Raw genomic sequence first — 14,274 nt, 5'->3', positions numbered from 1 at the left:
ACATTTCACCCAAAGAACTAATTTCTATAAATATTAGTAAAATATTTTTAAAAAATTTTTTCCTTACTTAAATTAACAAAAAAATCAAAAAAAATCTTATGAGTTTAAAAAAAATAGAAAACTACCTAAAAGATAATGTAAAAACATATTTTTTTAAAATTTTTGATGATAGTAAATTCCACAATAGAATATATAATCAAAATATTTTAACACATATAAAAATAATTATTGTCAGTGATGACTTTCTGAATAAAAATTATGTTCTAAGACATCAAATGATATTTGAACATTTAAAAAAAATAAACAAAAAAAAAATATATTCTATTACATTGTATACTTACACTTTAAATGAGTGGAATATCAAAAAAAAAATTGATTTTAAATCAACAAAATGTATAAAAATTAATTAAAATTTCACATACTCTCATTCGCTTTAAAAAATCACACTTAAATAATTAAGTATAGTATCTTTGGAAAATGAAATCTAAACAAATAAAATTATAAAAAATTTTGTAAAAAACTTCTAAATCAAAAAAAAGCACAAAATCTCTAAAGTACACTAATAAAAAACTGTTTGAGGTAATAAGATGAAATTTTTTATGGAAAAAAACAAAGATGTAGGTCATCGTGTTAGAATCAATATTCCAAGAGCAATAGTAAATAAAAAATTTATTGAAAAATGTACTAAAATTAATCAAAAAACCAGTATTAACGGATTCCGAAAAGGAAAAGTTCCTATTAAAATTATAGAAAAAAAATATGGTAATACTATATATTATGATGTATTTAATAAACTAATGCAAAAATTTTTTCAAGAATTCTTGCAGAAAGAAAAAATAAAAATAATTGGTATACCTAAATATTTTATACATCCAGACAAAGATACAAAAAACGACTTAGAATATTCAGTAATTTATGAAGAGTATCCATATTTTAAAATAAAAAATATAAATCACATCCAAATTGAAAAAATTAACGTTAATATAACAGATAATGATATAAAAGAACTTATATTAAAAAAAAATAAGTGGAAAAAAACAAATAGATCAATAAAAAAATATGATCAAATTACGATTAATTATTGTATATATGAAAACAACGTAAGAATAAAAAAAATTGATTCTGAAAATATTCAATTTATAGTGCTACAAAACAACCTAATCGCAGAACTTAATACAAAAGTTTTAAATCATTTTGTAGGCGATATTATTTTTTTAAAATTAAATTTTTCAGCATTTCACCCTGATAAAGAACTATGTAATAAAGATGTTACACTTAAAATTAAAATACTAGAAATAAAAGAAAAAGAAGAAATAATAGAAAAAATAAAAAATGATAATTTTTTCAAAAACAATCAAAAAACTTTAAAAAATAAAATTAAAGAAAAAGTAAAAATATTAACTAATAACTATTTTAAAAGTCAAATTATAGAAAATGTAATAAAAAAAAATCCAATAAAAATACCACCTATATTATTAAAAGAAGAAATAAATTTTTTATATAATAAAAATATTGAAGAATATGAAAGAAAAAAAGATAATATATTAGATCAAAAGTATCATTTAAATCTTAAATCATTAGCTGAAAAAAGATTAAAAATTAAGTTAATTTTCGATCAGATAATAACTGAAAATAAAATATCTATTCAAGAAAGTCAAATTCAATCATTAATACACCAAATATCTTTAAACTATAAAAGACCTTTAGAAATTGTTAATCTATACAATAAAAATAAAACTCTAAAAAAAACAATAGAACAATTGGCACTAGAAAATGAAATAATACAGCTTTTAACAAAAAAAATTAAAACTATAGAGAAAAATTTAACTTTTAATGAAATTAAAAATTACAAATGGAATAAAAATAAAGAATTTCTTGCGTAAATTTAATAAACTTTTAATTATACAAATTAAATTTACTGCATAAGTTGTTTTAAAATGCCATATTTTATCTATCAACAAATAGAGAAATTTTAAAAATGTCTAATTCAGTACTAATCCCAATGGTAATCGAACAACATTCAAGGGGAGAGCGTTCATATGATATTTATTCGAGGCTGTTAAAAGAAAGAATAATTTTTATGACTGGTCCAATTAAGGATACCATGGCAAATACTATTATTGCTCAGATGCTTTTTTTAGAAGCAGAAAATACAAAAAAAGATATATTTTTATATATTAATTCTCCAGGAGGAATAATTAGCTCAGGAATGTCTATTTACGATACAATGCAATTTATTAAACCAGATATTAATACTATTTGTATAGGACAATCATGTTCAATGGCAGCATTTTTATTAGCTTCTGGAACTAAAGGCAAAAGATATTGTTTACCGAATTCAAGAGTAATGATTCATCAACCACTAGGTGGTTACCAAGGACAAGCATCAGATATTGCTATTCATGCGCAAGAAATAATGAAAATGAAAATAAAATTAAATCAGTTAATGTCTTTACATACAGGTCAATCTATAAAAAAAATTAATAAAGATACCGAACGTGATTGCTTTTTTTCAGCAGAAGAATCAATTCGATATGGACTAGTTGATTCTATTCTCACACAACGTTAAAACAGTGGAATATTTATTTAGATGTTCCATTGATTAAAAGTGTTTTAATGAATTGATAGAATCTATTTGCTCAAAAAAATTGATAATATAAAAAAGAGGCTAAATCATGGCAGACAAGAGTAAAGACGATTCTAAAAAATTACTTCATTGTTCTTTTTGCGGAAAAAATCAAAAAGAAGTTAAAAAATTAATAGCTGGACCAAAAGTATATATATGCGACGAATGCATAAAATTATGCAATAGTATTATCAAAGATATCAAAACTAATAAAAACTTAAAAAATCATGAATTAAATGATTTACCTACACCTCGGGAAATAAAAAAACATCTTGATCATTATGTAATAGGTCAAAACCATACAAAAAAAATATTATCTGTTGCTGTTTACAATCATTACCAACGTCTTCGAAATATTGACAAAGAATCAGATAAAATCGAATTAGGAAAAAGTAATATTTTATTAATTGGACCTACAGGTAGTGGAAAAACTTTATTAGCAGAAAGTCTGGCAAAAATGTTAAATGTTCCTTTTAGTATTGCTGATGCTACCACATTAACAGAAGCGGGATATGTCGGAGAAGATGTTGAAAATGTCATACAAAAATTATTACAAAAATGTGAATATAATGTAAAAAAAGCAGAATTAGGCATTGTATACATAGATGAAATAGACAAAATTTCAAGGAAATCAGATAATCCCTCCATAACCAGAGATGTGTCTGGAGAAGGAGTTCAGCAAGCACTATTAAAACTTATTGAAGGAACTATTGCTTCAATACCACCTCAAGGTGGTAGAAAACATCCACAACAAGAATTTTTACAAGTTGATACCTCAAACATTTTATTTATATGCGCAGGAGCATTTTCAGGATTATCAAGAATTATTTCTAAAAGAATTAATTCAGGAACAGAAATTGGTTTTAATGCTAAAATGAAAAATAATGAAAATAAAGTATCAGAAAAATTTTTATTAAAAAAAGTAGAGCCAAAAGATTTAATTAAATTTGGATTAATTCCTGAATTTATTAGCCGATTGCCTATAATAACTATACTAAATGAATTAAATGAAAAAGCTTTTATTAAAGTTTTATGCGAACCTAAAAACGCTCTAATCAAACAATATCAAACTCTTTTTAAATTTAAAGAAATTGAATTAGAATTTAATAAAAATGCTATTGTTGCTATTGCAAAAAAAGCAATATCCAAAAAAATAGGCGCTAGAGGATTAAGATCAGTTTTAGAAGATGTTTTATTAAATATTATGTACGAATTACCGTCTATGAAAAACGTAGAAAAAATATTTATTGATGAATCAGTTATACATGAAAAATCATTACCAAAAATAATATTTGAAAAAAAAATTACAAAAAGCATTTAACGAGTAAATAAAAAAATTTTCAATTAATTTCAAAAGGAATTCACCTTAAATTTATTAAATACTTAACATTAAATGTCAAGAAATTGATACATTCGTCTTGATTATAAAGATAACTGTATATTTAAATTACAGTTTTAAAAAAAATATTAGATAGCGGAAATTCAACTTAAGAGAGAGCTCTATGAATTCTGAGCGTTCTGAACGCATTAAAATTCCCGTTTTACCATTAAGAGATGTAGTCGTATATCCTCATATGGTTATCCCGTTATTTGTAGGTCGAAAAAAATCAATTAAGTGCATTGAAACATCTATGAATAACGATAAAAAAATTATGTTGATCGCACAAAAAGAAGCGTCAAAAGACGAACCAAACGAAAAAGATTTATTTAACATAGGAACAATTAGCTTAATTTTACAAATGTTAAAATTGCCTGATGGAACTGTAAAAGTTCTAGTAGAAGGCTTGCAACGCGCTTGTCTTAAGAACATTACTAACAGTGGAGATCATTTTTTTGGAGAAGTAGAATTAATGATTTCTCCTTCTGTATTAAATAAAGACCAAGAAGTATTAATTCGAACAACAATAAACCAATTCGAATCTTATATCAAATTTAATAAAAAAATTCCATTAGAAATATTAAATACTCTCCATAATATAAAAAATCCGGAAAAATTAGCAGATACTATTGCTGCCCATATGCCATTAAAATTAAATGACAAACAATCAGTTCTTGAAATAAACAATATTAATAAAAGACTAGAGTTTTTAATGACTATCATGGAAACAGAAATAGATTTGTTAAAAGTAGAAAAAAGAATTAGAAATCGCGTTAAAAAACAAATGGAAAAAAGTCAAAGAGAGTATTATTTAAATGAACAAATAAAGGCAATTCAAAAAGAATTAGGAGAAATGGATGAAATTCCAGATGAAAATAAACTTTTAAAAAATAAAATAAAATCTTCAAAAATGCCGAAAGAAGCAAGAGAAAAGACTGAATCAGAATTGCAAAAATTAAAAATGATGTCTCCAATGTCAGCAGAAGCTACAGTAGTTCGAAGCTATATCGAATGGATGATACAAGTTCCATGGTCAACAAAAACAAAAATAAAAAAAGATTTAAAAAAAGCAAAAAAAATTCTTGATATTGATCATTTTGGATTAGAAAAAGTCAAAGAAAGAATATTAGAATATCTAGCCGTACAAAGTAGATCCAAAAAAATTAAAGGTCCTATTTTATGTTTGATCGGCCCACCTGGCGTTGGAAAAACATCATTAGGAAAATCTATTGCTAGATCAACAGGTAGAAAATATATACGTATGGCTTTAGGTGGAATAAGAGATGAAGCAGAAATTAGAGGTCATCGAAGAACTTATATAGGATCAATGCCTGGAAAATTAATGCAAAAAATGGTAAAAATAAAAGTAAAAAATCCTTTATTTTTACTTGACGAAATTGACAAAATGTCTTGCGATATAAGAGTAGATCCTGCATCAGCTCTGTTAGAGGTATTAGACCCCGAGCAAAATATAAACTTTAACGATCATTATCTAGAAGTAGATTATGATCTTTCGGATGTTATGTTTGTCGCAACATCGAATTCAATGAATATTCCTGCGCCTTTGTTAGATCGAATGGAAATAATTCGTCTTTCTGGATACACAGAGAATGAAAAATTAAATATAGCTAAATCTTATTTATATCCTAAACAAATAAAAAGAAATGCTTTAAAAAGTAATGAGCTTAAAATTACTGACGAAGCTATCATTGATATAATTCAATATTATACACGAGAAGCAGGAGTACGTAGTTTAGAGAGGGAAATATCTAAAATCTGTAGAAAAGTAGTAAAAAAATTAGTTTTAAATAAAACTTTAAAATACATCGAAGTAAGTAGAAACAATTTAAAAAAATTTTTAGGCATAAAACGATTTGATTATGGAAAAACTAATAATATAAATCAAATCGGACAAGTAATTGGACTAGCTTGGACAGAAGTAGGAGGAGAATTACTCACTATTGAAACTGCATGTGTTTCAGGAAAGGGAAAATTAACCTATACAGGTTCTTTAGGAGAGGTAATGCGTGAATCAATTCATGCTGCACTTACTGTAGTTCGCTCTCAAGCTCAAAAATTAGGAATAAAAAAAGATTTTCACGAAAAACATGATATTCATGTGCATGTTCCTGAAGGAGCAACTCCTAAAGACGGCCCCAGTGCAGGCATTGCAATGTGTACCGCTATAGTTTCCTCTTTAACAAAAAATCCTGTTAAATCTAATCTTGCTATGACAGGAGAAATTACATTACGCGGACAAGTTTTGGTTATTGGAGGCTTAAAAGAAAAATTACTTGCAGCACATCGTGGCGGAATAAAAACAGTTTTAATACCGTACGAAAACAAACGCAATTTAGAAGAAATACCAAAAAATATTATTGCGGGATTAACTATACATCCAGTCAAACATATTAGAGAAGTTTTGCATATAGCCTTAAAAAATACGCCTTATGTAAATTAATATAAACTCAAAAAATAATACTTGGCTGACAAAAAATTGTCAGCCTTCATATAATTTAAAAAATCAATAATATGTTAAATAACATCAAAATTAATTAGGATCATTGCGCTATGGTCAAAAATTTAAAATTTCAATCAAATCACATTGTAGTCAAATTTATTTTAGGAATAATTATATTATCGTTATTATTTGGGACTATAAATAATTACCTTAATCAAAATACAAACGAATATGTTGCAGAAGTAAATGGAGAAAAAATTAGTTTTGAAACATTAAAAAATATGTATTCCATAGAAAGAATGAGACAAAAAAAAATATTAGGAGATAATTTTTTTAAAATAAGTGATAACAACGAATTTAAAAAAAAGACATATAATTATGTATTATCTCAAATAATAGATAATGTTCTTTTAGAGCAGTATATAAAAAAAATTAATTTTGATTTACCAGACGATGTGATCAAGAAAATAATATTAATAACACCTGAATTTCAAGAAAATCACCAATTTAATAATAAAAAATATCTAAACTATCTTAAATCTATAAATTTAAATAATTATGAATATATTCATTTAATCAAAAAAAAAATAAAAACTAATAAACTAATTCATTCCATAACTGAAACAAATTTTATTTTAGATGCAGAACAAAAAAATATAATGCAACTATTATCTCAAAAAAGAATTATCAAAAAAGCAATATTAAAAATTAATCCTTTGATCGAACAACAAAAAATAAGTTATCCAGAAACATATAATTATTTTAATAAAAATAAAGATAAATTTTACGTCCCCGAAAAATTTAAAATCAGCTATATTTATTTTCAACCTGATATTAAAAAAATAAAATGTGATTTTAAAGAAATTAATGAATGGTATAAAAAAAATATAAATAAATATTTAATTGAAGAAAAAAGAAAGTACAGCATTATTCAAACAAAAACTAAAAAAGAAGCAACATTAATATTATCAGAATTAAATAACGGAAAAAGTTTTTCGAAAATTGCTAAGGAAAAATCAATAGATCCTATTTCTTCTAAAAAAAATGGCAATATCGGATGGATAGAAATTAGTTCAATGCCAGATGAAATTAAAAATGCAAATATAAACAAAGTAAATCAAGTATCTGGTATTATCAAGTTTAAAAATAATTTTTTAATCATTAAATTAACAGAAATATTCCCTCAACAACCTAAAAAAATAAATCAAGTAGCTGAAATTATTAAAAATGAAATTAAATATAAAAAATCTTTAGAGATATATCATAAACTCCAAAAAAAAGTTTTTAATATTACAAATTCAAATGTTAATAAATTTAATCAAGTTGTTGAGCAATCTAATATTATTCCAATAGAAACTGATTGGTTCGATAAAAATTCTATACCAAAAAAATTAAACAATCCTATTTTAAAAAAAATTATTTTTAATTCAAATATTTTAGATAAAACAAAAAAACTAAAATCACATTCTGGTTTAATTACATTAAATAATCAATCTTTTGTATTAAGTATTAAAGATTTCCAAGAAAAAAAAGCACAAAAATTTGAAAATGTTAAAAATAAAATTACAAAAATATTAAAAAAACATAAAGCCATAAAACAAATAAAAACAAAACTCAAAAAAATTATGATTCATTTAAACAACGGAGATGAAAGCATTTTGAATCAAGAAAAAATTTATTTTAAAAAACCCGAAAAAATATCTCGATATGACACTATTCCTATAGTATCTACGATCTTTTCAATGCCATATCCAACAAAAACAAAAAATGTTTATACTGCATATCAAGATCAAGATAAAAATTTTATAATTATTAAACTATTAAAAGTTTATGATGAAAAATTTTCTCCGGAAGAAAAAAATATTATTTTTGAATATTTAGAAAGAAATAATGCAGACATGACATTGCATTATATCCTTGAAGATCTCCGAGAAAAATCAATTATTAAATATAATAAAACATTTAATTAATTTTTTTAAAATTTAAATATTTTAATCAATAAGACTAAATTTTTCTTTTAATTGCTTCATATAATAAGAAGGATTTGATTTCCATTTTTTAAAACCATTATTTCTTAGGATACACGAATGACATTGATTACATCCCTTTCCTTTAATGCCTTTGTAGCAAGTTACTGTATATTTTTGAACAAATTGAATTGCATTCCAGTAATCTGATAAAGCCCATATTTCTGCTTTGTTTAAATTCATTAAAGGAGTTTTAAAAGTAATTTTATACTGCATTCCTATCTCTATTGAATGATTCATATGCTTAATAAAGTCATTTCTACAATCAGGATAACCAGAAAAATCGACTTGATTAACACCTAAAACAACTGTATCAATATTTTCATTAAAAGCATAAATAGAAGACAATGTTAAAAATAAAATATTTCTTCCAGGAACAAAAGTGCTTGGCAATGTATTATTCAAAGGATGACGGTGATAAATAGATAAATTTTTATTTATTAAGCTACTTTCAGAAATACTTTTTAAAAATTTAGTATCTACCAATATATGTTTCTTAACTTGAAAATATTTTGATATAAAATATGCTGAATCAATCTCATATTTATGCAATTGATCATAATCAAAGGTAATACAATAAATTTCTGAACATATATTAGAATAATGTATTAAGCAAGTAGTCGAATCTTGTCCGCCACTAAAAACTATCAATACTTTTTTCATTTTTTTTTCTTTTGATTGTTAAGTTTTAAAAATTATTAAGAATAACTATTTATATGATACTAGATAATAATTACTAAAAAATATCTTTAGTAAAAAATTTTAAAAATATAAAAAAAAACATGTAATATTAATATATAAATAAATTTAAATATTTACATTCAGGATAATTTTGTGAGATTGTTTAATCAATTAAAATGGTATTTTATACAAGAATGGAAACGTTATCTAGGATCAATATTATTATTAGTGATAATAGCTTTTTTACAATTATTGCCTCCTAAAATTATTGGAATCTTAATTGATTCAATTATAAAAAATAAAATACGAGATATGTCAGAAATAATACTATGGATTTTATTAATTATTTCAATCGCTATTGTTATATACATATTGCGATGTTTATGGCGAATTCTTTTATTTGGAGCATCTTATAATTTAGCTACAGAATTAAGAGTTAAATTTTATTCTTATCTAAGTAAACAAAGTCAAATATTTTTTTTAAAAAATAGAACTGGAGATTTAATATCCCGAGCCACTAATGATGTTGATCGCGTTGTATTTGCTGCAGGAGAAGGTGTTTTAACATTAGTTGATTCTACTGTTATGGGTTTATCTGTATTAATAGTGATGATTACACAAATAAGTTGGTTACTCACAATCATTTCTCTTATACCTATGCCTATTATGGCAATATTAATAAAAAAATACGGAAAAGAATTACACGATACTTTTCGAAATGCTCAAAGTGCATTTTCTTTATTAAATAATCATACACAGGAAATATTAACTAGTATTCGTATGATTCGTTCTTTTGGATTAGAAAAAAACCAATTAAAAAAATTTAATAATATAGTTAACGAAGTTGGAAAGAAAAACATGGAAGTAGCTAAAATAGATGCTCGATTTGATCCAGTAATTTATTTGTCAGTAGCTTTTTCAAATTTATTCGCTATTACAGGAGGAGGATGGTTATTTTGGAAAAATATAATTACTATTGGCCAATTAACAAGTTTTATTATGTATCTAGGATTAATGATTTGGCCAATGCTAGCTTTAGCCTGGATGTTTAATATAGTTGAGAGGGGCAGTGCGGCATGGGATAGAATTTATTCAATTATCAACAAAAAATTATATATAAAAGATGGTACTGAAAAAATAAAAAATCTTTTAGGAAAAATCACTATTAATATAAATAAATTTAACTATCCAAATAGTAAAAATTCATCTCTAGAAAACATTTATTTAAATATTTATCCAGGACAAACCCTAGGAATTTGCGGGCCAACAGGATCTGGTAAAAGTACCTTGTTAAAATTGATTCAAAGGCAATTTAAAATCACTAAAGGAGAAATATCTTATGATTCATTATCATTACTAAAACTAAAAATTGACGAATGGAGAAATACAATATCAATTGTTAATCAAACTACATTTTTATTTTCAGATACTATATATAATAATATTTGTTTAGGAAATCCTAATGCTTCTCAAAAAGACGTTGAAAAAGCAGCTAAATTAGCTAATATGCATGAAGATATAATTAGTTTTTCAGAAGGATATTATACTCAAGTAGGCGAACGCGGTGTTATATTATCTGGCGGCCAAAAGCAACGAATTTCTATCGCACGAGCATTATTATTAAATAAAAAAATATTAATACTAGATGATTCTTTATCTGCAGTAGATGGAAATACTGAAAATAAAATTTTAAAAAATTTAAAAATATGGAAAAAAAATCATCAACATTCTTTAATAATTGTAGCGCATCGTCTATCTGCATTAAAAAACGCAGATGAAATTGTAGTCATCCACAAAGGTAGAATTATTCAACGAGGTAATCATGAAAAATTAATTAATGAGAATAATTGGTATCAATCTATGTACTGTTATCAACAATCAAAAAAATCAATTGAGGATATCTAAAAATAAGCGAGAAATTTATAGAATGGATCATTTAATAGAATTTTGGCCGATTTTAAAACGCTTAACTATTTATGCAGCAAAATGGAAAAAAAAAATAATAATAGCATTTTTTTTACTTTTAGGTGCTTCAATTGCTGAAGTTTTAGGGCCGATTTTAATGAGTTATTTTATTAAAAATATTTTATATAAGCGCCAATTGCAGATTAAGTTAATATTTATTATCATAATAACATTTATTTTATTGCAAATAATAGCTGTTTTTTTTAATTACTTTCAAAATATTTTATTTAATAAAATAGCAGTTAATATCATTAACCAATTGCGCAACGATGTTATGCAATCAGCTCTTAATCAACCTATGAATCAATTTGATTTTCAACCAGTTGGACAAACAATTTCAAAAGTAACTAATGATACTGAAGTTATTAAAGAACTATATGATACTGTTGGTCCTACTTTTTTCCGTAGCATAACATTAATTTTAATTATATTATTTGCTATGTTTACTCTTGAATGGCACATGGCAATAATATCAATTTTTATTGTACCCATAACCATTTTAATAATGTCTGTATATCAATACTACAGTACTCCATTATTAAGAAATGTAAGGCATTATTTAGCTGAAATTAATAATAAATTTAATGAGATAATCAATGGAATAACTGTAATTCAACAATTTAATCAACAAAATAGATTTAAAAAAAATATAAAACAAAGTAGCGAGTTACATTATATAGCGCGCATGAAAATATTAAAATTAGATGGTTTTTTATTGAGACCATTACTTAGTTTAATATCAACTATAATGTTATGTAGTTTTATATTTCTATTTAATTATTTTTCTATTAGTGTATTCGAAGTAGGTATATTGTATGCATTTATTACATATTTAGGTCGTCTTAATGAACCTTTAATTTCTATTACAATCCAACAATCTATACTACAACAAGCTGTTGTAGCAGGAGAAAGAATATTTTCTTTAATAGATTCTCCAAAACAAAAATACGGGAAAAATACAGAAAATTTAAAAAGCGGGAAAATAAATATTCAAAACCTTAGTTTTAACTATAAAAATGCTAAAAAGAACACGCTTAGCAACATTAATATAGAAATTCCATCTAAAAATTTTGTTGCATTCGTAGGTCGCACTGGGAGTGGAAAAAGCACATTAGCACACCTTTTAATGGGATTTTATTCTATAAAATCTGGAAATATATATTTAGATAATAAATCTATTGATTCTATTAGTCGCAATACTTTTCGAAAAGATATTTCAATAGTACAACAAGATCCAATAGTTCTTGCAGATACTTTTTTTTATAATATTACACTGGGTAGAAAAATATCTGAAAAAAAAATATGGCAAATACTAAAAACTGTACGTCTTTATTCTTTGGTAAAATCTATGCCTCATGGAATATATTCTACTTTAGGAGAAGAAGGAAATAATTTATCTGTTGGACAAAAACAATTATTAGCTATTGCAAGAATATTAGTACAAAAACCTAAGATATTAATCTTAGACGAAGCCACAGCTAATATTGATTCAGAAACTGAACAACTTATTCAAAATACTTTATCAGAAATCAGAAAAAAATCTACATTAGTAGTGATAGCTCATAGACTTTCAACAATAGTCACAGCAGATTTTATTGTTGTTTTGGAAAAAGGGAAAATCATTGAATGTGGAAAACATGAAGATTTGTTAAAAAATAAAGGATTTTATTGGAAAATGTATAAAATGCAATTATCTTCAAATGATATAATTTAGGAGATTCTGTTAGCTATGTCCAAAAGCCTGCATAGATTGATTTAGCTGCTTCTTTCCAGACCTGACTAGTTGTTCAACTTAACAGCAATAGGGTATCTAACAGAAGCTCCATTTTAAATTTTTTTATATAAAAAAAATATACATATATATTATCTATTATATGTGCATTTTACAACTAATTTATTTAAAAAAAGTAAAATAATTTGTAGCTTATAAATATTAATAATATAGTCACAGAAAAAGAAAAAAATATGATTTATCAAATATTAGCAAGAAAATGGCGCCCTCAATCATTTGATGATATTATCGGTCAAAAACATATTGTTCAATCTATATCTAATGGATTTTCTCTTGGAAGAATTCATCATGCATGGATATTATCTGGCACTAGAGGTATAGGAAAAACTACAATTGCGCGTATTCTCGCTAAAAGTTTAAACTGTCAAATGGGAGTTACATCAAATGCATGTAGAAAATGTAACAATTGTCAAGAAATAGAAAAGGGTAAAAGTCTTGATTTTATCGAAATAGATGCCGCTTCGCGTACAAAAGTAGAGGAAATGCGAGAAATTTTAGATAACGTACACTACCCACCCATTAAAAGTCGATTTAAAATATATTTAATTGACGAAGTACACATGCTATCTCGACATAGCTTTAATGCTCTTTTAAAAACTTTAGAAGAACCTCCTAAGCATATTAAGTTCATTTTAGCCACAACAAATATTGAAAAAGTACCTGATACAATTATATCTCGTTGCTTATACTTTCAATTAAATATACTTTCCGAAGACAATATTTTTCATACTTTAGTATTAATTTTAAAAGAAGAATGTATTAAATATGAAAAAGAAGCTATTCAAACAATATCTTATCATTCACAAGGAAGTATGAGAGATGCATTAAACTTATTAGAAAACGCTATCAACTCAAGCTATAATTATATAAAATTAAAAAATATCAATGAAATGCTAGGTCTTCCAAACAAAAAAAATATTTTTTTATTAACTAAATTTTTATTTAAAAAAGATTCAAGGAAAATAATATTTCTATTAAATAAAATTAGTAGCATAGGAGTCGATTGGGAAAATATTTTAACAGAAGTTTTACGATTTTTGCATCATATTGCTATGATTAAATTATACCCAAAAACGTGGAATAATAAATTTTTTCAAAATACGGAGAAAGAACAGGAAATAAAAAAAATAGCAGAAAATAATGATATTAAAAATATTCAAATATGTTATCAAATTTTATTAAATGGAAGAAAAAAATTAATTTTTTCACCTAGTTATAAAATAGGTGTAGAAATGACTTTTCTTGAAGCAATTGAAAAAATTAAAAATAAAAATATTTTTTAAAATATTACTGAAAAATAATTTATTTTAAATAATTTTATCTACTAAATATTTAAAAGAGAAA

10 protein-coding genes and 1 other RNA gene are annotated in these 14,274 nt (G+C 24.4%); 9 read left to right on the top strand and 2 right to left on the bottom strand.

Annotated features, from left to right (window positions below; all coding sequences use genetic code 11):
* The first annotated feature begins 98 nt into the window (after positions 1 to 98).
* The 6 genes from DD681_RS00685 to ppiD all read left to right on the top strand — a co-directional run bounded on the left by DD681_RS00685 (position 99) and on the right by ppiD (position 8,435).
* On the top strand, positions 99 to 410 hold the full coding sequence (locus tag DD681_RS00685) for a BolA/IbaG family iron-sulfur metabolism protein (RefSeq protein WP_158341108.1): 312 nt from the start codon (positions 99 to 101) through the stop codon (positions 408 to 410).
* 177 nt (positions 411 to 587) lie between these two features.
* Complete coding sequence (tig, locus tag DD681_RS00680) at positions 588 to 1,883, top strand: trigger factor (RefSeq protein WP_158341107.1); 1,296 nt, start codon at positions 588 to 590, stop codon at positions 1,881 to 1,883.
* 95 nt (positions 1,884 to 1,978) lie between these two features.
* A complete protein-coding gene (gene clpP, locus DD681_RS00675) occupies positions 1,979 to 2,569 on the top strand; it encodes an ATP-dependent Clp endopeptidase proteolytic subunit ClpP (RefSeq protein WP_158341106.1) in 591 nt (196 codons plus the stop codon).
* 106 nt (positions 2,570 to 2,675) lie between these two features.
* On the top strand, positions 2,676 to 3,947 hold the full coding sequence (clpX, locus tag DD681_RS00670) for an ATP-dependent Clp protease ATP-binding subunit ClpX (protein ID WP_158341105.1): 1,272 nt from the start codon (positions 2,676 to 2,678) through the stop codon (positions 3,945 to 3,947).
* Between the two features lie 181 nt (positions 3,948 to 4,128).
* Complete coding sequence (gene lon / locus DD681_RS00665; RefSeq protein WP_158341104.1) at positions 4,129 to 6,465, top strand: endopeptidase La; 2,337 nt, start codon at positions 4,129 to 4,131, stop codon at positions 6,463 to 6,465.
* A 110-nt stretch (positions 6,466 to 6,575) separates the two neighbouring features.
* Complete coding sequence (ppiD, locus tag DD681_RS00660) at positions 6,576 to 8,435, top strand: peptidylprolyl isomerase (protein WP_158341103.1); 1,860 nt, start codon at positions 6,576 to 6,578, stop codon at positions 8,433 to 8,435.
* A 21-nt stretch (positions 8,436 to 8,456) separates the two neighbouring features.
* Here ppiD and queC read toward each other — a convergent pair whose 3' ends face one another.
* Positions 8,457 to 9,155, bottom strand: coding sequence for a 7-cyano-7-deazaguanine synthase QueC (gene queC, locus DD681_RS00655; RefSeq protein ID WP_158341102.1), 699 nt, complete (start codon positions 9,153 to 9,155; stop codon positions 8,457 to 8,459).
* 171 nt (positions 9,156 to 9,326) lie between these two features.
* On the opposite strand from queC, the gene DD681_RS00650 reads away from it, so the two are divergent.
* Both DD681_RS00650 and DD681_RS00645 read left to right on the top strand, forming a co-directional pair.
* Complete coding sequence (locus DD681_RS00650; RefSeq protein WP_158341101.1) at positions 9,327 to 11,078, top strand: SmdA family multidrug ABC transporter permease/ATP-binding protein; 1,752 nt, start codon at positions 9,327 to 9,329, stop codon at positions 11,076 to 11,078.
* Positions 11,079 to 11,100: 22 nt separating this feature from the next.
* Positions 11,101 to 12,852 (top strand): SmdB family multidrug efflux ABC transporter permease/ATP-binding protein, encoded by a 1,752-nt coding sequence (locus DD681_RS00645; RefSeq protein ID WP_158341536.1) that lies wholly within the window; start codon positions 11,101 to 11,103, stop codon positions 12,850 to 12,852.
* A gap of 4 nt (positions 12,853 to 12,856) precedes the next feature.
* Here DD681_RS00645 and ffs read toward each other — a convergent pair.
* Positions 12,857 to 12,954: signal recognition particle sRNA small type (gene ffs / locus DD681_RS00640), an RNA gene on the bottom strand.
* Between the two features lie 149 nt (positions 12,955 to 13,103).
* Between ffs and dnaX the strand changes: the two genes are divergently transcribed.
* Positions 13,104 to 14,213 carry a DNA polymerase III subunit gamma/tau gene (dnaX, locus tag DD681_RS00635; RefSeq protein ID WP_158341100.1) on the top strand — a complete coding sequence of 370 codons (1,110 nt, stop codon included), beginning with the start codon at positions 13,104 to 13,106 and terminating at the stop codon, positions 14,211 to 14,213.
* The last annotated feature ends 61 nt before the right edge of the window (positions 14,214 to 14,274 follow it).

The organism is Buchnera aphidicola (Melanaphis sacchari) (assembly GCF_003096055.1).
Classification (GTDB): domain Bacteria; phylum Pseudomonadota; class Gammaproteobacteria; order Enterobacterales; family Enterobacteriaceae; genus Buchnera; species Buchnera aphidicola_P.
This window is presented reverse-complemented; position numbering and strand designations above follow the sequence as displayed.

Bases quoted from the DNA above. Each gene is read 5' to 3' on its own strand.
- dnaX (WP_158341100.1), top strand. From the start codon at position 13,104: ATGATTTATCAAATATTAGCAAGAAAATGGCGCCCTCAATCATTTGAT.
- tig (WP_158341107.1), top strand. From the start codon at position 588: ATGAAATTTTTTATGGAAAAAAACAAAGATGTAGGTCATCGTGTTAGA.
- clpP (WP_158341106.1), top strand. From the start codon at position 1,979: ATGTCTAATTCAGTACTAATCCCAATGGTAATCGAACAACATTCAAGG.
- lon (WP_158341104.1), top strand. From the start codon at position 4,129: ATGAATTCTGAGCGTTCTGAACGCATTAAAATTCCCGTTTTACCATTA.
- clpX (WP_158341105.1), top strand. From the start codon at position 2,676: ATGGCAGACAAGAGTAAAGACGATTCTAAAAAATTACTTCATTGTTCT.
- DD681_RS00685 (WP_158341108.1), top strand. From the start codon at position 99: ATGAGTTTAAAAAAAATAGAAAACTACCTAAAAGATAATGTAAAAACA.
- queC (WP_158341102.1), bottom strand. From the start codon at position 9,155: ATGAAAAAAGTATTGATAGTTTTTAGTGGCGGACAAGATTCGACTACT.
- DD681_RS00645 (WP_158341536.1), top strand. From the start codon at position 11,101: ATGGATCATTTAATAGAATTTTGGCCGATTTTAAAACGCTTAACTATT.
- ppiD (WP_158341103.1), top strand. From the start codon at position 6,576: ATGGTCAAAAATTTAAAATTTCAATCAAATCACATTGTAGTCAAATTT.